Genomic DNA, 23,671 nt, shown 5'->3' with positions numbered 1-23,671 from the left:
TCTTACTGGGTCAGGGTTGTCGCAGGCGGGGCGGGTGGCTGCCATGCGTCCGCTTCGGCCTTGACCTTGTTGAGCGCAGCGACTCCGGCAGCCTTGGCGCCATCGCAGGACTTGCCCTTCATCGCCTCGGCAACAGTGCCTGAACGGTCATGGACGAACCACAAGCGCGCGGCAGCGTCTGCTTCCAGCTTGCCGACGAACGTCCGCCAGGCCTTCTGCACGTCCGGCGCGAGGGTGGCTTCGTTGGCGAGGCGCGGAAGCTCGGCGGTGGCGCTGAAATTGTTGGTGACGGACGTGACTGTGCACTTTCCGTCGGTGGTGCTGCGCGTGATTCGCGGAGCGATCGCCCAGCTCGTCTTGACAGTCTGCGCATTCGCGCCGGTCGCGCCGGCGCGGGCGGCTTTGATGGCAGCGTTGATCTCGGCGATCGTGGTGCCGGTAACATCGTAATACGTCGTCTTCAGACCCGGAATTGCACTCAGCGGACGAGCCGGCGCGGTAGTGGCCGCGGTCGGCGGCGTTGCGGCCGCAACTTGCAGGGCAGCGAGTGCGAGAAGGGGGTAAACATTGTTCGATCTCCTGTGGGAGGCTCCCCTAGCGCGGCGTTTGGTCCGCGCAAGCGAGGCTCGACGAATGGCAACAAGAATGCGGGCAATGGACCAGTCGCCATGGCTCGGATTTGAACGGTCGCGTCATTGTTTGTTCAGGCCGCGCGTCGGCCAGGGTGACGCTGAGCCGGCGATGCGCTAGTGGGCCGCAACCCCTCTATCCATCGGTGAACAAACTTGTCGCTTTACGCTCGCTACTCCGCGCTTCTCGAGACGATCCTCGACGAATTGGTCGAAAGCGGCGACCTTCCAGCCGATGCTGGCCGCAAGGCCGTTGCGGTCGAGCCCCCGCGCGATCCTTCGCATGGCGATCTTGCGACCAACGCGGCGATGGTCCTGGCCAAGGCGGCCGGCACGAACCCGCGCGCATTGGCAGCCCTGCTTGAGCCGAAGCTCAAGGCGCTTCCGGGTGTCACTTCGGTCGAAATAGCAGGACCGGGTTTCATCAACCTTCGGCTCGACGACGCCGTATGGCGCGACGAGTTGGTGACCGTCCTTCGAGAGGGCGAGCGCTATGGCCTCAGCACCATCGGCGCGAACGAGCGCGTCAACGTCGAATATGTTTCCGCCAATCCGACCGGCCCGATGCACATGGGCCATTGCCGCGGCGCGGTGGTTGGCGATGCGCTAGCCCGACTTCTCGAGGCGGCGGGCTTCCGGGTCACCAAGGAATATTACGTCAACGATGCCGGAAGTCAGGTCGATACGCTCGCCCGCTCCGCGCACCTTCGCTACCGTGAGGCGCTGGGGGAGGAGATCGGCGAGATCCCGGAGGGTCTCTATCCGGGCGATTATCTGAAGCCGGTCGGGGACGCACTCGCCGCGGAATATGGCGACAGGTTCGTCGGCGCGCCAGAAAGCGAGTGGTTGGCCGAGTTCAAGGCCAAGACCGTCGCAGCGATGATCGCGCTCATTCGCCATGATCTCGGCCTGCTCAACATTCACCACGATCACTTCGCATCCGAAGCCGCGCTTCAGGCATCCGGCAAGGTCGATGCGGCGATGGAAAATCTGCGGTCCAAGGGCCTGGTTTACCAGGGCATGCTCGAAGCGCCCAAGGGCGAGGCTCCCGATGATTGGGAACCGGTCGAGCTGACCTTGTTCAAATCGACTGCGTTCGGCGACGACCAAGACCGGCCGATGAAGAAGTCGGACGGCAGCTGGACCTATTTCGGCGCCGACGCCGCCTATCACCTGCAAAAGGCGGAAACGGCCGATCATCTCGTCAACATCTGGGGTGCCGATCATGCCGGGACGATCAAGCGCGTCCAGGCGGCGGTGAAGGCCCTGACCGATGGCCGCGTCGACCTCGACGTGAAGATCGTCCAGATGGTCAAGCTCCTGCGCGGCGGCGAGCCGATCAAGATGTCGAAGCGGGCCGGCAATTTTGTAACGCTCGCCGATGTCGTGCGCGAAGTCGGCAAGGACGTCGTGCGTTTCATGATGCTGACCAAGCGCGCCGACACGATGCTCGAGTTCGATTTCGCCAAGGTTGTCGAGGCATCGAAGGAAAACCCGGTCTTCTACGTGCAATATGCGCATGCACGGATCAGTTCGCTGAAGCGCAAGGCGGCCGACGCCGGCGTTTCGCTCGACGATCCCGTCGATCTCGACCTGCTCGACTCGGAGGAGCTGGCGCTGGTCAAGGCCGCGGCGCAATATCCGCGCGTGCTGGAAGGCGCGGCGATGGCGCATGAGCCGCACCGGATCGCCTTCTACCTCTACGACCTCGCGGCCGAGTTCCATGCCCTTTGGAATCGCGGCAACGACGATCCGGGACGGCGCTTTCTCCTTGAAAACAATCCACAACTTTCGCGGGCTCGACTGGAACTGGCGCTTGGCATCGGGCAAGTCATCAAGAACGGCCTCGGACTCATGGGGGTCGAAGCGGCGGAGGAAATGTGAGCGAGAGGCGGCAAGACCAGGATGCTGACAGCGAGCGGCTGCCCTGGCTCGAGCCGTATCGACAGCCTCTCGACGCACAGGGGCGAAAGGCTGCGCGTTCGCACGGACCTTTGTTTGCCTATGTGTTCGGGCTGCTGGTTTTGTCGGCCGTGGGGATCGCCGGTTACTGGCTCGGTCAACGCGCCAATGGGAAGCGCGAGGCGGCACCGGCGGGTAATGTCCAGGTTGCAGAGGCTGCGCCGCCTGTCGTTCCGCAGGTAGCGACCCGAAGCCGGAGCCACAGCTTGCGCCGTCGTCCGAGGCGGAAACCGCGCCTCCCGCGCCACCCCCGCAAATTGAAGCTCGGAAGAAAGAAGCCACGGCCAAAGCTCCTACCGCGAGAGCGAAAAGGCCGGCCCGCAAGAAAATCCACCACGCAAATACCCGCCGCACGCAATATGATCGGGTGGTCGCCAAGCAGCGCGAGGCTGCCCGGACCTGGCCGAAGATGCCTTCGCCCGGTCCTGCCGGACAGGTCATTCAGCTCGGCGCATTCTCCACTCGCGCTCGTGCCCAAAACGCCTATCGCGAAAGGCTGGCCCGCTATCCGGTGCTCTCGGGGATGCCGCAGGTGATCGTCCCCGTCATCACGCAGCCGCGCGGCGAGATACTTTACGTCTTGCGCCTGGGTACCCAGTCGCGCGAACAGTCGAACGTCGTTTGCCGTAACCTGCGGACAAGCGGCGATCATTGCCTGGTCATCGGTTAGGGGAAGTCGAAGCATGCAATCTGATGGCGAGGCACTGCCCTGGCTCGAGGCGGTCGACGACGAGGATGAGCCGCGCGGGCTATCCGCGGCAAAGATGCTCGCCGCCCTGGCCCTCGTCCTGGCCGGCATTGCGATCGTCGTCGTTACGCTGTTCTATATCGGGCGCGAGCAAGGCGGATCCGGTCCACCGGAGCTGATCCGCGCGCCACAAGGCCCCTACAAGATGAAACCGACCGATCCGGGAGGGCTGGACGTCAGCGGCGAAAGCGGGACGGCGTTCGCGACCGGAGCCGGGGTCGACACCGATAGCGCGCTCGATGTTTCGCGGATGGACGAGCCGCCGCCTCCGCCGCCCGCAAAGGAAGGCGAGCCGATGCGAAAGCCGCCCAACGAGGCCAAGGAGCCGGTCGAGCCGCAACCGGCACCGACGCCTGCTGGCCCGGCAGGATCGACGGTCCAGCTTGGGGCTTACGGCTCGACCGCCAAGGCGGAAACTGCGTGGAAAATGCTCTCTGTCCGATTCCCCGAGGTCGCGGCACTTTCCAAGCAGGTGGTGCCTTACAACGGCGGCTACCGGCTTCGCGCGACCGCCGGTTCGCCCGCCCAGGCCAAGGCCGCCTGCTCCGCCGTCGCGGCCGGCGGCGAAAACTGCTTCGTCGTGCGATGACCCAGGCGGCAATCTACGGCTTCGCCGGGACCGAACTGACGGGCGATGAGAAGGCTTTCTTCCGCGACTGCAAGCCCGCCGGCTACATCCTGTTTCGGCGGAATATCGAAACACGGGTCCAGCTGAAGGCGCTCACGGACAGCCTTCGTAACCTCGAGGGGCACGATAATGTGCCGATCCTGATCGACCAGGAAGGCGGCCGAGTCGCGCGAATGCGCCCCCCGAATGGCAGGCTTTCCCGAGCGGCGAAGCCTTCGACCGGCTTTATCGGCTGGCTCCGTCGAGCGCGATCGAAGCGGCACGGGTCAATGCCCGGGCACTCGGACTCATGCTCCGCGAATGCGGCGTGAACGTCGACTGCCTGCCGATGCTCGACGTGCGCCAGGAAGGCGCATCCGATATCGTCGGCGATCGCGCGCTCGGCGTGTGCCCGATGCAGGTCGCGAGCCTCGGCAAGGCAATCCTCGACGGCCTGTCCTCCGCCGGAGTCATCGGCGTGATGAAGCATATTCCGGGCCACGGCAGGGCTCTCGTCGACAGCCATCACGAGCTTCCGATCGTCACCGCAAGCGATGAGGAATTACAGGTCGATATCGAGCCGTTCGAGCGGCTCCGCGAGGCACCGATGGGGATGGTCGCGCACGTCGTCTACACGGCCTGGGACCCTGACCATCCCGCGAGCCAGTCCCGAATCGTTATCCGCGACATCATCCGCGGCCGGATTGGATTCGACAATTTCCTGATGAGCGACGACAGCAACATGAACGCGCTGGAAGGATCGCCGGGGACACGTGCCGCAGCCTGCGTTGCCGCCGGGTGCGATGCTGCGCTCCCATGCGACGGCGTGCTCGAAAACAATCTCGATGTCGCTCGCCATGTGCCAGACCTGACTGGCGAAGGCGCGGAGCGGCTTTCGCGGGCGATGGCCCAGACTTTCACTTTCGACGACGGACTCGATTTCGCCGAGGCCGTCGCGAAGCGCGACGCCCTGCTGGCACTGGCCTGACATTCGGCTTAGCATTGCTGCGATGTCCGACGAATTTCTCGAAGTTGCGGTTCGTGAAGGGGACGGCCTGAACCTCAGCCTCGACGGCTGGGAAGGCCCGCTGGACCTGCTGTTAAATCTCGCGCGGGCGCAGAAGGTCGACCTTAAGCAGATCTCGATCCTCGCGCTGACCGAGCAGTATCTTGCGTTCATCGAGGACGCCCATGCCCTGAAGCTTGAGATCGCCGCCGACTATCTCGTGATGGCGGCGTGGCTTGCCTATCTGAAGTCCTGTCTCCTGCTTCCCAAGGACCCGGAGGCGGATCCGAGCCCGGAAGAGTTGGCGCTTCGGTTGCAGATGCGGCTCCAGCGGCTCGACGCCATGCGCGAGGCCGGAGCCAGGCTGATCGGCCGCGATCGTCTTGGCCGCGACGTTTTTGTCCGTGAGGCGCCGGAAGGACTTCGCGTGCTGAAGAAGGCGCTGTGGCAGGCCAACGCTTTCGATCTCTATGCGGCTTACGGCCGGGTCCGCGCACGCACGCAACCGGCAATGCACGTGGTGGCCCATAGGGCCGTAATGACGCTCGAAGACGCGATCCAGCGAGTCGCTGCGATGCTCGGACAGGCGGTCGAATGGACGACGCTGGAGGCCTTTCTTCCAGAGACAGTCGACCCGGCGTTCCGCAAGTCAGCCCTCGCCAGCTCGTTCGTCGCGGCTCTTGAACTTGCCCGGCAGGGACGGTTGATGATCGAGCAGGAGCGGGCTTTCGCCGATCTCTTGGTCAAGAGTGTCGCGGCCTGATGGAGGAGTTTGATCGGGCCGTCGAAGCGACCCTCTTCGCTGCCGCGGAGCCCTTGGCTATCGATGACATCGCCGCACATGTCGGCGACGGGGACATCGCCAGGTCCCTGGTCCGGCTGTCCGAAACCTATGCCGGGCACGGCGTCGAACTGGTCGAGCGCGGGGGCCGCTGGCATTTCCAGACGGCGCCCGATCTCGCCCATTTGCTCCGCCGGACGCGCGAGGAACCACGCAAGCTATCGCGGGCGGCAACAGAAACACTTGCGATTGTCGCCTATCACGAGCCGGTGAGCCGCGCCGAGATCGAGGCCATCCGCGGCGTGCAAATCTCGAAGGGCACGCTCGACGTGCTGATGGAGGCGGGTTGGGTCCGTACCGCCGGGCGCCGCGAATCGCCTGGACGTCCATTGCTCTACGCAACGACGCCGGACTTCCTTACGCATTTTGGCCTCAGCTCGCGGCGTGACTTGCCCGGGATCGACGATTTGAAGGCCGCGGGGCTTCTCGACCCGCTCGACGAGGAAGCACTTGCCGAGCAATTGGGTGAGCTTCAACTGGAAAGCTCCGACGAGAGCGACTAGGTATGGCCTGAATTCACAAATCGGAGAGACCCTCATGGGCTCGTTCAGCCTCATTCATTGGATCATCCTCGGAATCGTTATCCTGCTGCTGTTCGGCGGCAATCGCTTTTCGGCGATGATGAAGGACGTGGCCCACGGCCTGAAGAGCTTCAAGCAAGGGCTAAGCGAGGAAGACGAGAAAAAGGGGCAGGCGCCGCAACAGCCGCAGCGCCAGATCCCGCCGGCTCAGCAGGCTCCGATCGACCTTGAAGCCCGGCCGACCGCCGATCCCGCGCCCCGCGACGATCAGCAGCGCTAGGCCGCAAAAGCGCGAAGGGGCGCCACCATGTTCGGCGTCGACACCACCGAATTCCTGATCGTCGCGATAGCGGCGCTGATTTTCATCGGTCCGAAGGAGCTTCCAGCGACGATGCGCGCCATCGGCCGCTGGGTCGGCAAGCTTCGCGGAATGGCGCGACACTTCACGTCCGGCATCGAAACCATGATGCGCGAGGCGGAGCTGGAAGAGATGGAAAAAACCTGGCGGGAGGAAAATGCGCGGATCATGGCGCAATATCCGCCCGATGCGCACTATCCCGAAGGCGAACGGCAGAACCCGGCACTCCCGCCGTTCATGGACCAGCCCGATCTGCCGTTAGAGGCTCCACCAGCGCCGGATGCCGACCCCACGCCGCCCAAGGATCGGGAGCTTCCGTGATCCGCGATATCGACGAGTCCAAGCAGCCTTTGCTCGATCACCTGATCGAGCTGAGGACACGCCTGTTGTGGGTCGTGGCGTCATTGCTACTGGCCTTTTTCGCCTGTCTCTATTTCGCCAAGCCGATCTTCGCCGTTCTGGTTCAGCCGCTTCTCCAGGCCGGGAAGGGGACGCTGATCTTCACCGACGTGTTCGAAGCTTTCTTCGTCGAGGTGAAGGTCGCCTTCTTCGCGGCGCTGATGCTGACCTTCCCGATTTTCTCGATCCAGCTGTGGCGCTTCGTCGCGCCGGGAATGTACGCGAAGGAGAAGAAGGCATTCCTGCCTTTCCTGCTGCTGACCCCGGTGTTCTTCGCCGGCGGCGCGGCCTTTGCTTATTACCTCGCCATGCCATGGGCGCTGCATTTCCTGCTCGGTTTCGAAGGTACGGTTGGCGGCGTCCAGCAACATGCCCTGCCCGGGGTTGGCAATTATCTGAACTTCGTAACTCGGTTCCTCTTCGGATTCGGGGTCGCGTTCCTAGCTCCGATCCTGCTTATGATTCTCGAGCGTGCGGGCCTTGTTACGCGCCAGCAGCTGGTCAAAGGGCGGCGTTACGCCATCGTCGCCGCATTCGGGATTGCGGCTGTCCTCACCCCGCCAGACGCGGTCAGCCAGTTCATGCTCGCAGTGCCGCTGTACACCCTCTACGAATTCGCGATCCTCGCAATTCGTCTCACGCACTGGCGCGCTGCACGCAAGGCTGCCGCATCGCAAACCGCCAACGATGAAGATGAGGCCCCCTCGGGACACAATTTGGGCCCGAAATCGCCACCGGGGGGGGGAGGGTTGGCGGTTCCGGGCCCATTTGAGCGGATAGCGAGAGCGGGGGGGCAAAAAGGTCACTATCCGTCAATCAAAACGCCGACTGAGTTCCCCGGTTCCCGCGATCTAGAAATATTTTCACAGAAGAATCCGGAGAATCCTTAGCCTCTCTCCGGAAACACCGGAAGATGGACGCCCAGCCGGCCGCGCTTCGAATCGAGCGGCGAGCGGAGCTGGCGAGCAAGGCCTCCAATCACCCTGTCAAATTGCTGCCTGGAGGCCGGTTCCTTCCCCTCCTCTGGCACGAGCAGGGCGTCACTGGAAACGGTCAGGGTTGCCGCCAGCTCGCTCATGCGTTTGAGCTCGACGTCGATCGGCTTTCCAGGGGCGGTCAGCATCGCATATTCGATGACTTCGGTTACGAAGAAGGACACGGCGACGGCGGCATCCTGGGTCGTATACAGGGGATCGACGTCCAGCTGGATGACCAGGCGGTCGTTCTTGTCGGGGGACGATGCGCGCAGGATCGCGGCAAGCTCGACCAGCAAGGGTCGCAAGGGGATCCCCGCATTCTCTTCCACTTCGGCGAAGTGATTGCGGTGGACCACCGACAAAGCATCGACTCGCCGGCCGATCGCGGCATAGGCGTCGCGCGATTCCTGCGTGGCGGCGCTCCGCCCGTGGATATTCAGAAGCGATGCGACGACCTGCAGGTTGTTCTTCACGCGATGATGGACTTCGCGAACGAGACGCCGCTGGCCGGACAGCGCTTCGGCCATTTGATGCTCCGATTCCTCTATCCGGTCGACGGCCCGTTCGAACGAAGCGCCGAGCGAGCGGATCTCTTCAGCCGACCCAAGCCGTTCCGGGAGAACTAGGCGGTCCGATCCCGGCTGGTATTCGTTGACTGCGCGTTGAAGCCTGCGCAGCGGCCTGAGCAGCAATTTATGGACCAGTATCCAGCTCGCGATCGCGGCGACCAGGAACATCAGGAACGGCAGGAACAAGGCCAGCCGCTCGACCCAGCTCGGTTTCATGATCGCCGTCGTTTCCGTGACCGTCAGGCGACCGTCCGCGATTGGAAAGGACGAGCGATAAAGCTGTTCGCTGTCCTGTTTCCCGGTCTCGGTTAAGATGCTCAGGGAAACGCCGTTGCCGTCGCGAACTGTCATTTCGCGGATACCAGGCTCGATGTCGCGCACGGCCGTGGCCATCTCCGGCACGCTGAGCGTTCCGACCGCCATTCCGCCGATCAGGCCCACGCTGTAGCGAAGCGATTCGGTATCGGGTGATGCGCGCAGGCCGATCGCGCCCGGCGCGATCTGTGGCTCTCCGGGGTTGGCGGCGATCTCGCCCCTGCTGCAAACATATTGTCCGCGGCCGTCGAACAAGGCAAAATTTTGCGCAACGCCCGGGGTGAGCGCCAGCGACAGGGCGGTCTCGCGGCAAAGGTCGCCACCGGCGCGAAGGGCGCCGTTCGCGGCAACGCGAAGGGCGAGGGCATTGCGAGCGATTAGCGAATTGAGCGCTCGCGATCCGGCCAGACCTTGCCGCCGTGCAACGTCGCTAAGCGCTTCCTCCGAGGTTTGAATGCCGCTTCGGGCGGTCCATGCCAGGGCAAGGCCCAGCGGGAGCAGGGCTGCTGTCAGCAGTAGAAGGAGCTTGGAGCCCGTTGACCAGCGATCGGCGCGCTCAATTGCACTATTCACTGTCGACCGCCGTCCGTCGGGCGGTCAGTCGAGCTTGCCGAGAAGATTGAGAAAGTCGTCCGGAATGTCTTCGTTGAGTGTCGAATCATAAACCGACCGAAGGACCTTGCCGACATCGCCGCGGTTCTTGCGCGGAGCTCCCGGACGTCGCTCGCCCTTCTTCTTCGCACCGGGGGATTCGTCATTCCCGCCGGTGCCATTCCCGATCGAATTGCGCTTGCCTTCACTCAACTCCTCGTCCCCCTCCGAACGGGCCTCGTATGCTATCAAAAATACGCATTCAACGTCGACGCCGGTTCAGGGTCATGAGGACTGGGTCGCGCAACTAATGTGCCGGTTCAGCATCGTCAATTGTCGACATTTGCTTCCCCGGCTGGAGCTTGAAACCAAAACCCTTCAACTTTGTTCCAGCACTGGAGCGAACTCGGGGCAACCGTCACAATCATGCCACTGGGCAGGGATGCAGGGTTGCAACGATCGCAGCGCCAGCCCAATAGGGCGTTCGTTACGAAGGGAGTGCTAATTTTATGTCGCTTGGTCAGGATCTCGCACCGCACCTGCCCTTCTTGCGCCGCTACGCACGAGCGCTCACCGGCAGCCAGACTCACGGCGACGCCTTCGTTCGCGCGGCGCTTGAGGCCATCGTCGCATCGCCGGAAGATTTCCCCAAAGATGTCGATCCGCGCCTCGGTCTTTACCGCACCTTCCACGCGATCTGGTCGACAGCCAATATCGAGGAAGGGGAGGACCCCGGAGATGGCCGTTCGCTCGGCCCCGAAGGTATCGCCCAGGCCCGCCTTTCGCGAATCACGCCGATGTCGCGTCAGGCCTTGCTTCTTACCAGCCTCGAGGGCTTCTCGAACGAGGATGCCGGCTATCTGATCGGCGTCGGCGCCGAGGACGTCGAGAGCCTGGTCGCGGAGGCGCTCGAGGAAATTGAGCGCCAGACCCATGCCGATGTGCTCATCATCGAGGACGAGCCGATCATCGCCATGGATATCGAGATGATTGTCCGCGATCTTGGCCACAACGTCACCGGGGTCGCGGTCACGCGCTCGGAAGCTGTCGCCCAGGCGCGTCAGTCGCCGCCCAGCCTGGTGCTTGCCGACATCCAGTTGGCGGACGATTCCAGCGGCATCGATGCGGTGAAGGACATCCTCGCCGAGTTCAGCGTTCCGGTAATCTTCATCACCGCCTTCCCAGAGCGCTTGCTGACCGGGACCCGGCCTGAGCCGACCTTCCTGATCACCAAGCCGTTCCAGCGAGCGACGGTGAAAGCTGCGATCAGCCAGGCACTGTTCTTCGACGCGGCGACCGCCCCAGTCGCCTAGTTGCTTCCGCCTCCGGAACAAGCCTGACCGGCCCTGCGTTGGCGCCGTCGGGATTAGCAGGAATTGAGAATCGATGGCCGAGCCGACCGAACACGTCACCACTACCGAAGCGCGGGCAGGGTCCACGCCGCATGTCACCCGTTATGTTCTTATCGTGGGCCTGCTTCTCGTCGTCGCGATCTTCGCGGTGATATTGTTGGTTGCAGGGTAAAAGCCTATCTATCGTCATGCATCGTCGGGCGCCGCCGGAATAGTGCGCGCGAGTTCGAACCAGCGGGTGGGAAATTTGTCGGACAAGAGCGAGGAACAGGCGTCAGACGTGGCGCACGAGCTGGTACCGCTCCCCGATGGGGAGTTTAAGGAACAGCTCGCTGCGGTCATCCCGCACCTTCGCGCGTTCGGCCGCTCGCTCTCTGGCAACCGGGACCTCGCCGACGATCTCGTCCAGGAAACGCTCCTCAAGGCCTGGGCAGCGCGTAAGCGTTTCCAGGCCGGCACGAACATGCGGGCCTGGACCTTCATCATCTTACGCAACCTATTCCTCAGCCAGATGCGCCGTGCCCGGTTCAAGGGCGAATGGGACGATGTCACGGCCGCCAAGATTCTTGCGGCGCCGGCAAGCCAGGATCGGCATATCGAGCTTGGCGACATGCAGCGCGCATTGCTTCATCTTCCGCAGCCGCAGCGCGAGGCACTGATCCTCGTCGGGGCGGGTGGCTTCGCCTACGAAGAAGCGGCGCAGATCTGCGGTTGCGCGGTCGGCACGATAAAGAGCCGGGTTGCCCGCGGCCGAGTCGCCCTCGAAAATCTATTGTCGGGGGCGAAATGAGTTCGCGGCGCCAGCACAAGACGGATCCCAACAAGTCCGCGCTCCAGGCGATCATGGGCGAAGTGGATGAGCTTAGCCGCGACGCCATGCCTCAGCCCGACGAGGGCGATGACGATTAGTTGAGCCGGTCGAGAAGATCGGCGAAGTCGCGTTCGGATTCATCCGCGCGGCCTGCCGCGAAAGCCCGGCGAAGCGCAGCGGCAATACCGGCCTGATCGGGCAGTCCATCGACCCGGATCAGCCGGCGGTCGCCGTCCATTTCGCCTGAGTTTTCACGATTCAGTCTCATCGGGAAGCCAACGCGCGGAATGCGTAGCGGTTTCGCCGGACGAAAGAATCCGCCACAGCGGCAAGATGGATGACGCGGCTTCTATCTGCGCTCGGAGCGACGCGATCGCGCGGGCAACCCGCCATTCGCCGTTTCTTCGTGACGCTATCGTGAAGTTTCCGGATGTGGCTGAACGCTTTCTCAGCGAAGGCGCCGAAGCAGCGGTCGCCCAAGCCATCGAAATTGCCCTTGATGATGAAGTCGCCGTGCGGCTTCGGCGTCAGCGAACGGCACTCGCACTGGCCGTCGCGCTTGGGGATCTCGCCGGAGAATTTCCCCTCGAGCGACTGACCGGCCATCTTTCGACATTCGCCGACCGGGCGATTCATGATGCGCTGACCGCTGCCGTCGCGGAGCGAATCGAAGGGGCAGGAATCGACGGCTTTACTGTCCTCGCGCTTGGCAAGCTGGGAAGCCGGGAACTCAATTACTCCTCCGATGTCGACCTGATCCTTCTTTTCGATCCCGACGGGCTGGCCCGACGCCATCGCGAAGAGGCGGGTGAGTCGGCGGTGCGGATCGCGCGCCGGATGGTCGAGCTGCTCCAGCAGCGCACAGCCGAGGGCTATGTTGCACGGGTGGATTTAAGGCTCCGGCCGTCGCCCGAAGTGACGCCCATCGCGCTGCCCATGGGTGCGGCCATCGCCTATTACGAGAGCCAGGCGCTCCCCTGGGAGCGCGCTGCCTTCATTCGCGCGCGGGCGGCGGCAGGCGACCAGGCGCTCGGGCAGCGCTTTCTCGACGAAATCCAACCGTTCATCTGGCGCCGTGCGCTCGACTTCGGCGCCATCGAGGAAATCCGCGACATCAGCAGCCGGATTCGCGATCACTATGCGCAAGGACAGGCGTTCGGACCTGGCTTCGATCTCAAGCGAGGCCGAGGGGGCATTCGCGAAGCCGAATTTTTCACTCAGGTGCAGCAACTCATCCACGGCGGGCGCGATTCCAGCCTTCGGGCGCCAGCCGTTCTCGACGCCCTGCCGTTACTCGTCGCCGCTGGTCGCATGGAGGAAAGCCAGGCCTCCGGAATTGCGAACGCCTATCGCCGGCTAAGAACCGTCGAGCATCGAATCCAGATGATCGACGACCAGCAAACACACCGACTTCCTGCCGATGCAAACGCGCTTGAGGCCGTCGCTGCGCTGGACGGACTCAGCGATGGCACCGCCTTGATTGACTCGCTTGTGTCCCACGTTCAAGTCGTCGCCAAGGCATTCGACAGCCTTACGCCGGACCGGCGGGAGGGCCTTTCAAACGACGCCGATATCCTTCTGGGCCAGCTCGCGGAGATTGGCTTCGAGGATCCCTCATCCCCCGCCCGGCTCATCGCCAACTGGCGTTCGGGACAGGTGCGTTCGCTTCGCTCACCGGCCGCCCGAACGGCATTCGAGGCGATGCTTCCGGTAATGCTCGGGGCAATCGCCCGCGGTCCCGATCCTGGTCGTTCGCTCAATCGCTTCGCGGATATCGTCGAGCGGCTTTCGAGCGGCATCAATCTCTATCGGCTATTGGAAGCGCAGCCGCGCTTGGCCGAAATCCTCAGTCTGATCCTGGCTCATGCTCCCGCTCTGGCAGAGCAACTTGCCCGTCGACCTGGGTTGATTGATGGCCTCATTGATGCCTCGAGCTTCGCTGCTCCGCCGGACCCGCAAGCTGCGTTGGAGTTGCTCAAACGGCGTTCTGGCGAGAGTTACGACGAGCAACTCGATCGAGTCCGCCGCACGGTTGGAGAGCGTCGTTTCGCCCTCGGCGTTCAGCTTATCTCCCGACATCGCGATCCGCTTGATCTGACCGAGGGCTACGCCGCCATCGCCCAAGGAGCAATCGGGGCTCTTGCCGAATCCGCCACACAGGAATTCCAGAAAGTCCACGGCCGGATCGATGGTGGCGAATTGCTGATCCTCGGACTGGGGCGGCTCGGCGGAATGGCGCTGACCCACGCGTCCGATCTCGACCTCATCTTTCTCTACGACGGGCCTCAGGAGGTTCGCTCGGACGGCGACAAGTCGTTGGGTCCGGCTGACTATTTCAACCGTCTTGCGCGTAGGGTCGTCGCCGCCCTCAGTGTCCAAACTGCCGCCGGCCCGCTCTACGAGGTGGACACCCGGCTTCGGCCGCAGGGCGCGCAGGGCATGCTCGCGGTACACGTCGACGCTTTTCGCGACTATCAGATGCGCGAAGCGTGGACATGGGAGCATATGGCTCTCCTTCGCGCCCGTCCGCTCTATGGCTCGCAATCGGGCCGCAATAAGCTCCTCGCCAACATCCATGAGGTTCTCACAACCGAGCGAGATCCTTCGAAAATCCGGTCCGATGCCGCAGCGATGCGAAAAGAGATGGCCATTCATAAGCCGCCATCAGGTCCGCTCGACGTCAAGCTGGGCCCAGGCGGGCTCGTCGACCTGGAGTTCGTGGTCCACACGCTTCAACTTATCCATCGCACGGCCTTCAGCCCGCGCCTGGAGGAGGCGATTGCGATTCTGGCGGAAAAAGGCTTGATCGATGAACAGGCCGACCCGGACCTTCGCCTTCTGTCGCGCATTCTGGTGGTGTCGCGGCTTGTCACGCCGGGGGGCGGAGAGCCTGAGGAGGAATCGAGAGCGTTGGTTGCGGAGGTTTGCGGCAAGGCGGATTGGAAAACCCTTGTTTCCGAGCACGACCTGGCAAGACAGCGCGTCCGTCACCGCTGGGAGCGGGTAAGGAGTGAATGATGATTGAAGTCGGGCAGAAAGCTCCACAATTGAAGATCGCCACGAGCGACGGGGAAACAGTCGATCTGGCTGCGCCCGGCGCGCCACTGGTGCTCTACTTCTATCCCAAGGACGATACGCCGGGTTGCACACGCGAAGCCGTCGATTTCACGACATTGACCGAGGAGTTTCGCAAGGCCGGCGCGAAGATCGTCGGTGTGTCGCGCGACCCGATGGCACGGCACGTCAAGTTTGCAACCAAATACGGCCTCAAGGTTGCGCTTGCCTCCGACGAAGATGGCAGGGTCAGCGACGCCTTCGGCACGTGGGGCGAAAAGTCGCTTTACGGCCGTAAATATATGGGGATGGCGCGGGCGACCTTTTTGATTGGCTCCGACGGAATTGTCAAAAGGGTTTGGCCGAAGGTCAAGGTTGCGGGCCACGCGGAGGAGGTGCTTGCCGCGGTTCGCGAGTTGGCGGCATGAACGATGTTTTCCAATCGGATAGCTTCAACATTCTGCCGCACCTCGTTTCCATCGGCCTAGCCTATCTTCTAGCGCTGCCGATCGGCTGGAACCGGGAACGAGCGGAAAGAAGCGCAGGCATACGAACCTTTCCGCTGGTGGCGATGGCTTCCTGTGGATTCATCCAGGCCGTTGAGTCGATTACTGCGGGTTCGGCCGAGGCAACCGCGCGGGTGGTTGAGGGCGTGATCACGGGAATGGGCTTCATCGGGGGTGGCGCCATCTTGCACAAAGGCGACCGGGTGCAGGGAACGGCGACCGCGGCAGCTCTCTGGGCGACCGGCGCAGTCGGCGTCGCAGTTGGGCTCGGCAGCTTGGACGTTGCTGTCATGATCGCGCTCGTCACTGGAATTACGTTATACGTGCTCTCGCCGCTGAAGCGGGAGATCGAGACTGCTCGCAATGGGGACAATAAGGACGGCAATGCCGTCTGAAGCACTCGGTAGCGTTTGCCGTCGCGCGCTTTCTCAGGTCCGCCGTTGAATGCGTGTGATGCGCATGGTAGCGGCTTCGGCAATCGATAGACTGGAGCTTGGACCTTGGCCGAATTCTTCCTGCCCAAAGACAGCAAGATCAAGGGTCGCGGGAAGGATCATCCCGCGCCGGCGGGGGCCAAGCGCGTCAAGAAATTCAAGATTTATCGCTACGATCCGGATAGCGGCCAGAATCCGCGATACGACACTTATTCGATCGATCTCGACAAATGCGGACCGATGGTTCTCGACGCTCTCATCAAGATCAAGAATGAGGTCGACCCGACCCTGACCTTCCGCCGTTCCTGCCGTGAAGGCATTTGCGGCTCCTGCTCCATGAACATGGACGGCCGCAATGGCCTCGCCTGCACGACGGCGATCGAGGACGTGAAGGGCGAAATTCGGATAACGCCTTTGCCGCACCTCGACGTCGTCAAGGACCTCGTCCCGGATCTCACGCATCAATATGCCCAGCTCGCCTCGATCGAGCCGTGGCTGAAGACAAAGTCGCCTGAGCCCTCGGGCAAGGAGCGGCTGCAAAGTCCGGACGACCGCGCCAGACTCGATGGCCTCTACGAGTGCATCTTGTGCTTCTGCTGCCAGACGAGCTGCCCCAGCTACTGGTGGAACGGCGACAAGTTCCTGGGGCCGGCAATCCTGCTGCAAGCCTATCGCTGGCTCGCAGACAGCCGTGACGAAGCGACGGGTGAACGGCTTGACCAGCTTGAAGACCCGTTCCGCCTTTACCGCTGCCACACCATCATGAACTGCGCGAATGTTTGCCCGAAGGGCCTCAACCCGGCCAAGGCGATTGCCGAGACCAAGAAGATGGTCGCGGAGCGCGCGGCTTGAGCGATGCTCCCCGGCTGCCGACAGGGGCGCAGCCGGACCCGGACAACCCCGATTGGTTCAGCTGGGGCGACTTCCCACGCGGCAGCTTCGCATCCCGCACCGGTCGACTGCTGTTTCGGCCCGATGGTCCCGGGCGGGCGGTATGCCGGATGTTTCCCGATCAATCCCATCTCAACATGGGCGGTTCGATCCATGGCGGCGCGGTGATGAGCTTCATCGACATGAGCCTGTTCGCCGGCGGGCGCTGCGCCGGCATGGCCGAAGGCCATTATGTCACGCTCGACTGCTCGACTCGATTCATTGCCCGTGGTCGCGTCGGCCTTCCGCTCGATGCGCACGTCCGCTTGATCCGCCAGACGCGCGGCGGGCTGGTGTTTCTCGCAGGTCATTGCGAGCAGGACGGCAGTCCCTGTTACGACTTCACGGGGACTCTGAAAAAGGTTGCCATTCGCGAAGAAAATGGCCGCTGAGCGTTAGTCGCCGGAAACGATCCTTCCATCCAGCATATGAATTCGACGATCGGCCGCAGCCGAAATCGACTGGTCGTGAGTGACGCAGATTACGGCGCGGCCCTGATCGTGTGCGAAGGTGCGAAACAGATTCACGACGCGCTCGGAGTTGACGCTGTCGAGGTTGCCGGTCGGCTCGTCCCCAAGCAGCAGGACGGGGTCGTTTGCGAGTGCCCGTGCGATCGCCACGCGCTGCCGCTGGCCCCCCGACATCTTGTCCGGCGTCTTTTCGGCCTGGTCGGACAGCCCGACGGATTCCAGGACTTCCATAGCTCGCTCCCGGCCATGCCGGTCTGTCAGCCGACCGAGCCGGCGGATGGGGATCATCACATTCTCCCGCGCTGTGAACTCGGGAAGCAGGAAGTGGAACTGGAACACGAAGCCGATCTTCTCCAGCCGAAGCCGAGCCCGCTCCTCCGCGCTCAATCCGCTAGCATCGACACCGTCGAAGATCAGCGCACCTTCAGTTGGCCGATCGAGCAGCCCAAGGAGGTAAAGCAGCGACGATTTGCCGCAACCGGACGGTCCGATCACGGTCACGAAACGTCCGCGCTTCACCGCCAGGTTTGCGTCCTGAACGAGAGTCACCGGTGGCTCGACCGGCAATATTCGCGTCAGTCCGCGCGTTTCGAGAAGGATGCTCACGCCGCGCCGCGTAAGATGTCGACGGGGTCGACCCGCGCAGCCTTGCGCGCCGGAAGCCACGCCGCAACCGCCGCGCACGCGAGCGAGGCCGCGCCCGCGAGCAGGAAGTGGATAGGCCGCCGGTCGAGCGGGATCCGCTCGGTCCGACCGGAAATCGGGAACTCGAGCGAACCCAGGACATGCATAAGCACCAGGCCGAGGGCCCATCCCGCGAGAACTCCGACGGCTGCCAGTATGACTCCCTCTGCAATGAAGATCCGCTGCAGGTCCGAAGAGGAAAATCCAATCGACCGAAGGATGGCGATATCGCGACTCTTGTCGAACACCGAGCTTGAGACCAACGCGTAAATGCCAAAGCTCGCGACCAGCAGGATCGCCGAAATAACCGAATACATGATGATGTTCCGGGTCAGCAGCAGGCCGAGGAAATCGGCCGAGCGCTCCTGCCAGCTTTGTGCCTTGTACCCGAAACGCTGTTCCAGCTCGGTGGCAATGCCCTCCGCCTTATAGGGATCGTCCAGCTTGATGCCGATTCGGTTGATGATGAAGGGCTGGCCGGTCAGCGACTGGGCTTCGCGCAGAAGGACATAGGCCGTCGAAGTGCCCGCTCCAAAGGGGCTGCGGCCACGGCCGAACAGGCCGGCGACACGAAGCGAGCGGCTGCCGCCGCGAGGCGACGTCGCCCCAACCACGTCGCCCATGCCGACGCCAAGCCTGTCGGCGATCTCCTGAGTGATGATGGCGCCGCCTTGCTGGGTTTTCAGATTGTCGAGATTGCCAGCGACGAGATTGTCCTCGAGTGTGCTGATCTCCTTTTCGATGTCCGGGTCGATTCCGATGAGCCCGACGGCCTCTTCCCGCCCGCCAACCCGCAACGTGATCGCGCCGGAAAGCGAGGGCGAGGCGATCGCCCCGGGAACGCCGTTGGCGGCGCGAACGATTTCCTGCCACCCCCACAGCCCCCGGACCTCCGTTCGCGGCTTCAAACCGTGAACTTCGATTGCTCCGTCGGGATTGGAGGTCACCGCCGGCTGCGCGCTCGGGCTCCGGATTTCGTCGGAAATGATGATGTGCGGCGCGGCGTCGATTAGCGTTTCGATGAAGTCGTTCTGGCTGCCGATCATCATCGCGGAAACGGCGAGGAAAAAGCCGACCCCAACGCCAACACCGGCTACCCCGACAATGGTCTGGCGCCGCCGCTTCGCGAGATGCTTGAGCGCGATGTCGAGCAGGAGGCCTGTTCGGCCGAACATCAGCATCCCTCGACTTGGATACGGGCATTTTCTTTAAGTTTCTCCGGAGGATTGGTCAGAACACAGGTAGATCGGTCGATTCCCCGCAAGATTTCGCGTTTTTGGCGGCCCTCGATGCCGGCGGTCACTGGGATGCGGACTGCGCGGCCGTCTCGAACTGTCCATATTCGTTCGTCGCGAACGGCGCCGGCCGGAACCAGAAGAGCATTTTGTCGTGACGCGGTAACGATATTGACCTCGAGCGTCAGTCCGATTGGCAGCACCTGCGATTCGTCCGGCCGGATTCGAACACGGAAAGCCCGCTGGTTGGGATCACCGCCCGGCGTGATTTCGTAGACCGAGCCACGAAAGACGCGTCCTTTATAGGCGTCGGACGACATCAGCGCCTGCTGGCCTTTGAGGACGCGGGGTATGTCGCGCTCGTCCACCGTCGCCGTGACCCTGACCCTCGACGGGTCGCCGATGACGAGGATCGTCCGGGTCGGAGTGGCCAGGTCGCCGATCTCCGCGTCGCGCCGCAGAACCACGCCGGATATGCTCGATCGGATCGCGAATTGGCTCAGACGCGCCCGCGCGACGAGTTCCGCCGCCAGCGCGGAGCGCGCCTCGGACATTGCCCGGTCGCGCGCAGAGACGGCCAGAAAGCCGCGCTTGTAAATGGCGAGTGCGCGCTCTTCGTCCTTTCTCGCTTGGGCGGAACGCGCGGAAAGCTCGCCGACCGCCTGCAGCTGCTCGCTGCTTTCAAGGGAAACCAATGGCTGGCCCCTCTGAACGCGGTCGCCTTCTTTTACGTGAATGCGGACTATGGGCGCCGTCACTCGCGATGCGATCTCGACCGGTTCGCGCGGTTCGACGAACCCCGTTGCATAGACGACGTCGACCGCCGGGCCGATCGAGGGATAAGTGCCCTGGAGCGTTTCCGGGCGGCGGAGCAAGATAAAGGCCGCGGCGCCGGCTATCACGACAAGAGCCAAGATCGCATATGCAAGACGAGGCATCAGATGTCTCTCTTCATGTCACGACCTTGGCAGGGAAGTCCCACGCGGAAAATACAGGCTTACCGCAGGTAGGCCGCCTCGTTATTCGCGAAAGGCATGGGTCCGGTTGCGAATGCTTACACAATGCTTGTCGAGGCCGGGGAGCTAAGGCCCGATCCCGATCAGAAGAGAGCTGTTCAGGCCCTTGATCGGCTTGCCGAGGACCTCGGCCGCACGCGCATCGGCTTCCTGTCGCGACTGTTCGGCCGCGACACGCCGGTTCCGTGCGGGGTTTACCTGTGGGGAGGGGTAGGACGAGGAAAGTCGATGCTGATGGACCTGGCGTTCGAGAATATCGAGGCAGAGCCCAAGCGGCGGACACACTTTCACGCCTTCATGCTGGACGTTCATGAGCGGCTTCGAGCTGCCCGGCGCGCTGAAGAAGGCGATCCGGTCATCCGCGTCGCTGAAGACATAGCAGAAGAAATTCGGTTACTCGCCTTCGACGAGATGATGGTTACCAACCCGGCCGATGCCATGATCATGAGCCGGCTGTTCACCGCCCTGATCGATGCGGGCGTCGGGATCGTCACAACCAGCAATCGTTCGCCTTCGGACCTCTACAAGGACGGTCTCAACCGCCAGCTCTTCATGCCGTTTATTGCCCTGATCGAGCAGAGGATGAAGGTCGTGTCGCTGAACGGTCCGATCGATTACCGGCTCGACCGGATGCGGGGGCTCGACACGTGGCTGGTTCCCAACGGCGACGAAGCAACGGCACGGCTAAGCGACGCTTTCTTCCGGATGACCGATCATCCCGTCGAGGACCGCGCAAAGGTGCCGAGCGAGGAACTGACTGTCGGTGGCGGCCGTACGCTGCATGTGCCCAAGAGCCTTAAAGGGGTAGCGGTCTTCAGCTTCAGGCGGCTGTGCGGCGAGCCGCGCGGCGCGTCGGATTATCTGGCCATCGCTCAGCGCTTTCACACCGTGATCATCGTCGGGATTCCGGTAATGACGGCCGAGATGCGCAACGAGGCGGCGCGTTTCGTGACCTTGATCGACGCCCTGTACGAACACCGGGTGAAGCTGCTCGCGGCGGCAGATGCCGAGCCGTCTGGCCTTTACCCGGCGGGCGACGGCAACTTCGAATTCCAGCGCACGGTCAGCCGTCTCGAGGAAATGCAGAGCGCCGATTACCTTGCCGAGGGCCACGGCGCCACCTAGCCTCAGCAAAACGGAAGCGGGCCGCCCCGAAAGGCGGCCCGCCGGCCGGTTGCACTGGCCGTTAATGCTTAATGGATCAGCGCCTGGATGACCGATTCGACGAGGCGCGTCCGCGGGTCGACGCTGTAGAGATAGCCGTCGCGGTAATAATAGCGATTGTAGGGATCGAGGTTGTACTGGCTTCGCCAGTCCAGCGGCACCTGGTTGTAATTCCACATGTTGTAGTTGCCGTTCCAGCGGTCGCCCACATTGAAACGCTGCTTGGCGATGCCCGGCGGCAGGCATCCGTTATTTTTCTTGGCTAGCCCTGGCGGGCACCCATTTCCCCAAAAATCGGCGTTGGCATGTCCCTGGCGAACGGCCCAATGCTGTGGCGACAATTCGCGCGGATGGTTGATCTTGCCCTGCTTGGCCGAGTTTCCATGGCCTTGCGCATGGTCCGGATTGGCGGCCGCCGGTGCAGCTATCGCAAGGGACGCGGCACTCGCCGCTAGAAGGAATTTGTACATCGATACTCTCCTCACCCGAAGATCGTGCATTGAAACGCATGAACATGCCATGACAGTTCCATTCCCGCGCCGTTCGCGGTTGCGAGAGCGCCGTCTCCGGTCTAGAGCGCGGCCAATTTCCGTGCCTACCGAGGCGCGGCTCCTCAACCAGTCGGAGTGACGGACCCCCTAATGGCTCGCAAGAAAATCGCGTTGATCGGCGCCGGAATGATCGGCGGAACCCTGGCCCACCTCGCCGCGAAAAAGGAAATGGGCGACATCGTCCTTTTCGACATCGCCGAAGGGATTCCCCAGGGCAAGGCCTTGGACCTGTCTCAGTGCGGCCCGATCGAGGGTTTTGATGCGAAGATCACCGGCACCAACGATTATGCCGATATCGCGGGTGCTCACGTGGTCATCGTTACCGCTGGCGTGCCGCGCAAGCCGGGCATGAGCCGCGATGACCTGCTCGGAATCAATCTCAACGTGATGAAGGCGGTCGGCGCGGGCATCAGGCAACATTGCCCCGACGCGTTCGTCATTTGCATCACCAACCCGCTCGATGCGATGGTCTGGGCGCTTCGCGAATATTCCGGCCTGCCGCACAATAAGGTCGTCGGAATGGCCGGTGTGCTCGACAGCGCCCGCTTCGCAACCTTCTTGGCGCAGGAGTTCAAGGTCAGCGTGAAGGACGTGAACGCGTTCGTCCTTGGCGGCCACGGCGACACCATGGTCCCGGTGACCAGCTATACCACCGTTAGCGGCATCCCGGTCGACGACCTCGTCAAGATGGGCCGCTCTTCGAAGGAAAAGATCGACGAGATCGTCAATCGCACACGTGGCGGCGGCGGCGAGATCGTCGCGCTCCTGAAAACCGGCTCGGCCTATTACGCGCCCGCGACAAGCGCGATCGCCATGGCGGAGGCCTATCTCGGCGACCAGAAGCGTATCCTGCCCTGCGCCGTTTACGTAGAAGGCAAATATGGCCTCGATGGGCTCTATGTCGGCGTTCCGACGGTGATCGGTGCGAATGGCGCCGAGGAAATCATCGAGATCGACCTTGACAAGGAAGCGAAGGGCAACCTCCAGGTCAGCGTCGATGCGGTCAAGGAACTGCTGGTGGCGTGCAAGCAGATCGACGCAGGTCTCGGCGCATGAGCATTCTCGTCAACAAAAACACCCGGGTCATCACCCAGGGGATGACCGGCGAGACTGGCACTTTCCACACGCAGCAGGCGCTCGCCTACGGCACGCAAATGGTCGGCGGCGTGACTCCGGGCAAGGGCGGCACGACGCACCTCGACCTGCCCGTTTTCAACACCGTCCATGAAGCGGTCAGCAAGACCGGCGCCGACGCGAGCGTGATCTATGTCCCGCCGCCCTTCGCTGCCGACTCGATCTGCGAGGCGATCGACGCCGAAGTGCCATTGATCGTCTGCATCACCGAAGGCATTCCCGTGCTCGACATGGTCCGCGTCAAGCGCGCGCTTGACGGAAGCAAGTCGCGGCTGATCGGTCCGAACTGTCCCGGCGTGCTCACGCCTAATGAGTGCAAGATCGGGATCATGCCGGGCAACATCTTCCAAAAAGGCAGCGTCGGAGTCGTCTCGCGTTCGGGCACGCTCACTTACGAGGCGGTGTTCCAAACCACCAACGAGGGTCTCGGCCAGACGACCGCGGTCGGAATCGGCGGCGATCCGGTGAAGGGAACCGAGTTTATCGACATGCTCGAGATGTTCCTCGCCGACGACGAGACAAGGTCGATCATCATGATCGGCGAGATCGGCGGCAGCGCCGAAGAAGACGCCGCGCAATTTCTAGCCGATGAGGCGAAGCGCGGCCGCTCCAAGCCGATCGTCGGCTTCATCGCCGGTCGAACCGCTCCTCCGGGCCGCCGGATGGGCCACGCCGGCGCGATCGTCGCTGGCGGCAAGGGCGACGCGGATTCGAAGATCGCGGCGATGGAAGCCGCTGGAATCCGCGTGAGCCCGAGCCCATCTGAGCTTGGCCGTACGCTGACGGAGCTCTTGAAAGGCTGATCGC

26 protein-coding genes and 3 pseudogenes are annotated in these 23,671 nt (G+C 63.0%); 21 read left to right on the top strand and 8 right to left on the bottom strand.

What is annotated here, in order from left to right:
- Positions 1 to 2: 2 nt before the first annotated feature.
- Positions 3 to 221, bottom strand: a complete 219-nt coding sequence (locus G7076_RS12505; protein ID WP_240913771.1) for a hypothetical protein — start codon at positions 219 to 221, stop codon at positions 3 to 5.
- 46 nt (positions 222 to 267) lie between these two features.
- On the opposite strand from G7076_RS12505, the gene G7076_RS12500 reads away from it, so the two are divergent.
- The 10 genes and pseudogenes from G7076_RS12500 to tatC all read left to right on the top strand — a co-directional run.
- Positions 268 to 450: a hypothetical protein gene (locus tag G7076_RS12500; protein WP_240913770.1), complete on the top strand. Its 183-nt coding sequence runs from the start codon at positions 268 to 270 to the stop codon at positions 448 to 450.
- A gap of 335 nt (positions 451 to 785) precedes the next feature.
- A complete protein-coding gene (gene argS, locus G7076_RS09170; protein ID WP_166202215.1) occupies positions 786 to 2,513 on the top strand; it encodes an arginine--tRNA ligase in 1,728 nt (575 codons plus the stop codon).
- Between the two features lie 445 nt (positions 2,514 to 2,958).
- The gene (locus G7076_RS09165; RefSeq protein WP_166202213.1) at positions 2,959 to 3,261 is read left to right on the top strand and encodes an SPOR domain-containing protein; all 303 of its coding nucleotides are present in this window, start codon (positions 2,959 to 2,961) and stop codon (positions 3,259 to 3,261) included.
- Positions 3,262 to 3,274: 13 nt separating this feature from the next.
- The gene (locus G7076_RS09160) at positions 3,275 to 3,928 is read left to right on the top strand and encodes an SPOR domain-containing protein (RefSeq protein ID WP_166202211.1); all 654 of its coding nucleotides are present in this window, start codon (positions 3,275 to 3,277) and stop codon (positions 3,926 to 3,928) included.
- A pseudogene (locus tag G7076_RS09155) lies at positions 3,925 to 4,934 on the top strand (glycoside hydrolase family 3 N-terminal domain-containing protein). The gene G7076_RS09160 and the pseudogene G7076_RS09155 overlap by 4 nt, the downstream one beginning before the upstream one ends.
- Positions 4,935 to 4,956: 22 nt before the next feature.
- Positions 4,957 to 5,715: a ScpA family protein gene (locus tag G7076_RS09150; RefSeq protein ID WP_166202209.1), complete on the top strand. Its 759-nt coding sequence runs from the start codon at positions 4,957 to 4,959 to the stop codon at positions 5,713 to 5,715.
- On the top strand, positions 5,715 to 6,296 hold the full coding sequence (gene scpB / locus G7076_RS09145; protein ID WP_166202208.1) for an SMC-Scp complex subunit ScpB: 582 nt from the start codon (positions 5,715 to 5,717) through the stop codon (positions 6,294 to 6,296). The genes G7076_RS09150 and scpB overlap by 1 nt, the downstream gene beginning before the upstream one ends.
- Positions 6,297 to 6,330: 34 nt before the next feature.
- The gene (gene tatA / locus G7076_RS09140) at positions 6,331 to 6,594 is read left to right on the top strand and encodes a twin-arginine translocase TatA/TatE family subunit (RefSeq protein WP_166202206.1); all 264 of its coding nucleotides are present in this window, start codon (positions 6,331 to 6,333) and stop codon (positions 6,592 to 6,594) included.
- A gap of 27 nt (positions 6,595 to 6,621) precedes the next feature.
- Positions 6,622 to 6,993 (top strand): twin-arginine translocase subunit TatB, encoded by a 372-nt coding sequence (locus tag G7076_RS09135; protein WP_166202204.1) that lies wholly within the window; start codon positions 6,622 to 6,624, stop codon positions 6,991 to 6,993.
- Positions 6,993 to 7,703 (top strand): annotated as a pseudogene (gene tatC / locus G7076_RS09130) (twin-arginine translocase subunit TatC); the annotation flags it as partial. The gene G7076_RS09135 and the pseudogene tatC, both read left to right, overlap by 1 nt.
- Positions 7,704 to 7,957: 254 nt before the next feature.
- Here tatC and G7076_RS09125 read toward each other — a convergent pair.
- Together G7076_RS09125 and G7076_RS09120 are read right to left on the bottom strand one after the other, a co-directional pair.
- Positions 7,958 to 9,505 carry a sensor histidine kinase gene (locus G7076_RS09125; RefSeq protein ID WP_166202202.1) on the bottom strand — a complete coding sequence of 516 codons (1,548 nt, stop codon included), beginning with the start codon at positions 9,503 to 9,505 and terminating at the stop codon, positions 7,958 to 7,960.
- 24 nt (positions 9,506 to 9,529) lie between these two features.
- On the bottom strand, positions 9,530 to 9,775 hold the full coding sequence (locus G7076_RS09120) for a NepR family anti-sigma factor (protein ID WP_240913769.1): 246 nt from the start codon (positions 9,773 to 9,775) through the stop codon (positions 9,530 to 9,532).
- A gap of 257 nt (positions 9,776 to 10,032) precedes the next feature.
- Here G7076_RS09120 and G7076_RS09115 point away from each other — a divergent pair, with 257 nt between their 5' ends.
- The 3 genes and pseudogenes from G7076_RS09115 to G7076_RS09105 all read left to right on the top strand — a co-directional run bounded on the left by G7076_RS09115 (position 10,033) and on the right by G7076_RS09105 (position 11,784).
- Positions 10,033 to 10,836, top strand: a complete 804-nt coding sequence (locus tag G7076_RS09115; RefSeq protein WP_166202200.1) for a response regulator — start codon at positions 10,033 to 10,035, stop codon at positions 10,834 to 10,836.
- Between the two features lie 73 nt (positions 10,837 to 10,909).
- Positions 10,910 to 11,047 carry a hypothetical protein gene (locus tag G7076_RS09110; protein ID WP_166202198.1) on the top strand — a complete coding sequence of 46 codons (138 nt, stop codon included), beginning with the start codon at positions 10,910 to 10,912 and terminating at the stop codon, positions 11,045 to 11,047.
- A gap of 108 nt (positions 11,048 to 11,155) precedes the next feature.
- Positions 11,156 to 11,784, top strand: a pseudogene (locus G7076_RS09105) (sigma-70 family RNA polymerase sigma factor).
- Here the strand turns inward: G7076_RS09105 and G7076_RS09100 are convergent.
- Positions 11,781 to 11,954 (bottom strand): hypothetical protein, encoded by a 174-nt coding sequence (locus tag G7076_RS09100; protein WP_166202196.1) that lies wholly within the window; start codon positions 11,952 to 11,954, stop codon positions 11,781 to 11,783. The pseudogene G7076_RS09105 and the gene G7076_RS09100 overlap by 4 nt on opposite strands.
- Positions 11,955 to 12,019: 65 nt before the next feature.
- Between G7076_RS09100 and G7076_RS09095 the strand changes: the two genes are divergently transcribed.
- From G7076_RS09095 to G7076_RS09075, 5 genes are all read left to right on the top strand, one after another.
- A complete protein-coding gene (locus tag G7076_RS09095) occupies positions 12,020 to 14,704 on the top strand; it encodes a bifunctional [glutamine synthetase] adenylyltransferase/[glutamine synthetase]-adenylyl-L-tyrosine phosphorylase (RefSeq protein ID WP_166202194.1) in 2,685 nt (894 codons plus the stop codon).
- The gene (locus tag G7076_RS09090; protein ID WP_166203539.1) at positions 14,704 to 15,168 is read left to right on the top strand and encodes a peroxiredoxin; all 465 of its coding nucleotides are present in this window, start codon (positions 14,704 to 14,706) and stop codon (positions 15,166 to 15,168) included. Before G7076_RS09095 ends, G7076_RS09090 begins: the two co-directional genes overlap by 1 nt.
- Positions 15,165 to 15,641, top strand: a complete 477-nt coding sequence (locus G7076_RS09085; protein WP_166202192.1) for an MgtC/SapB family protein — start codon at positions 15,165 to 15,167, stop codon at positions 15,639 to 15,641. Before G7076_RS09090 ends, G7076_RS09085 begins: the two co-directional genes overlap by 4 nt.
- 105 nt (positions 15,642 to 15,746) lie before the next feature.
- Entirely contained in the window at positions 15,747 to 16,532 is a 786-nt protein-coding gene (locus tag G7076_RS09080) for a succinate dehydrogenase iron-sulfur subunit (protein ID WP_166202190.1), read from the top strand.
- Positions 16,529 to 17,002 (top strand): PaaI family thioesterase, encoded by a 474-nt coding sequence (locus tag G7076_RS09075; RefSeq protein ID WP_166202189.1) that lies wholly within the window; start codon positions 16,529 to 16,531, stop codon positions 17,000 to 17,002. Before G7076_RS09080 ends, G7076_RS09075 begins: the two co-directional genes overlap by 4 nt.
- Before the next feature lie 3 nt (positions 17,003 to 17,005).
- On the opposite strand, the gene G7076_RS09070 is transcribed toward G7076_RS09075, so the two are convergent.
- The 3 genes from G7076_RS09070 to G7076_RS09060 are packed head-to-tail and all read right to left on the bottom strand — an operon-like array spanning position 17,006 to position 19,937.
- Positions 17,006 to 17,686: an ABC transporter ATP-binding protein gene (locus tag G7076_RS09070; RefSeq protein ID WP_166202187.1), complete on the bottom strand. Its 681-nt coding sequence runs from the start codon at positions 17,684 to 17,686 to the stop codon at positions 17,006 to 17,008.
- On the bottom strand, positions 17,683 to 18,939 hold the full coding sequence (locus tag G7076_RS09065) for an FtsX-like permease family protein (protein ID WP_166202185.1): 1,257 nt from the start codon (positions 18,937 to 18,939) through the stop codon (positions 17,683 to 17,685). Before G7076_RS09065 ends, G7076_RS09070 begins: the two co-directional genes overlap by 4 nt.
- Positions 18,939 to 19,937, bottom strand: a complete 999-nt coding sequence (locus tag G7076_RS09060; protein ID WP_166202183.1) for an efflux RND transporter periplasmic adaptor subunit — start codon at positions 19,935 to 19,937, stop codon at positions 18,939 to 18,941. The genes G7076_RS09065 and G7076_RS09060 overlap by 1 nt, the downstream gene beginning before the upstream one ends.
- A 96-nt stretch (positions 19,938 to 20,033) precedes the next feature.
- On the opposite strand from G7076_RS09060, the gene zapE reads away from it, so the two are divergent.
- Entirely contained in the window at positions 20,034 to 21,140 is a 1,107-nt protein-coding gene (zapE, locus tag G7076_RS09055) for a cell division protein ZapE (protein WP_166202181.1), read from the top strand.
- 68 nt (positions 21,141 to 21,208) lie between these two features.
- On the opposite strand, the gene G7076_RS09050 is transcribed toward zapE, so the two are convergent.
- Positions 21,209 to 21,649: a hypothetical protein gene (locus G7076_RS09050; RefSeq protein ID WP_166199300.1), complete on the bottom strand. Its 441-nt coding sequence runs from the start codon at positions 21,647 to 21,649 to the stop codon at positions 21,209 to 21,211.
- A 171-nt stretch (positions 21,650 to 21,820) separates the two neighbouring features.
- Between G7076_RS09050 and mdh the strand changes: the two genes are divergently transcribed.
- Positions 21,821 to 22,786: a malate dehydrogenase gene (gene mdh / locus G7076_RS09045; protein ID WP_166202179.1), complete on the top strand. Its 966-nt coding sequence runs from the start codon at positions 21,821 to 21,823 to the stop codon at positions 22,784 to 22,786.
- Positions 22,783 to 23,667, top strand: coding sequence for a succinate--CoA ligase subunit alpha (gene sucD / locus G7076_RS09040; RefSeq protein WP_166202177.1), 885 nt, complete (start codon positions 22,783 to 22,785; stop codon positions 23,665 to 23,667). Before mdh ends, sucD begins: the two co-directional genes overlap by 4 nt.
- Positions 23,668 to 23,671: the final 4 nt, after the last annotated feature.

The sequence above is a fragment of the Sphingomonas sp. HDW15A genome (assembly GCF_011301715.1).
Taxonomy (GTDB): Bacteria; Pseudomonadota; Alphaproteobacteria; order Sphingomonadales; family Sphingomonadaceae; genus Sphingomicrobium.
The sequence above is the reverse complement of the archived record's forward strand: the minus strand, read 5'-3'. Positions and strand labels throughout refer to the sequence as shown.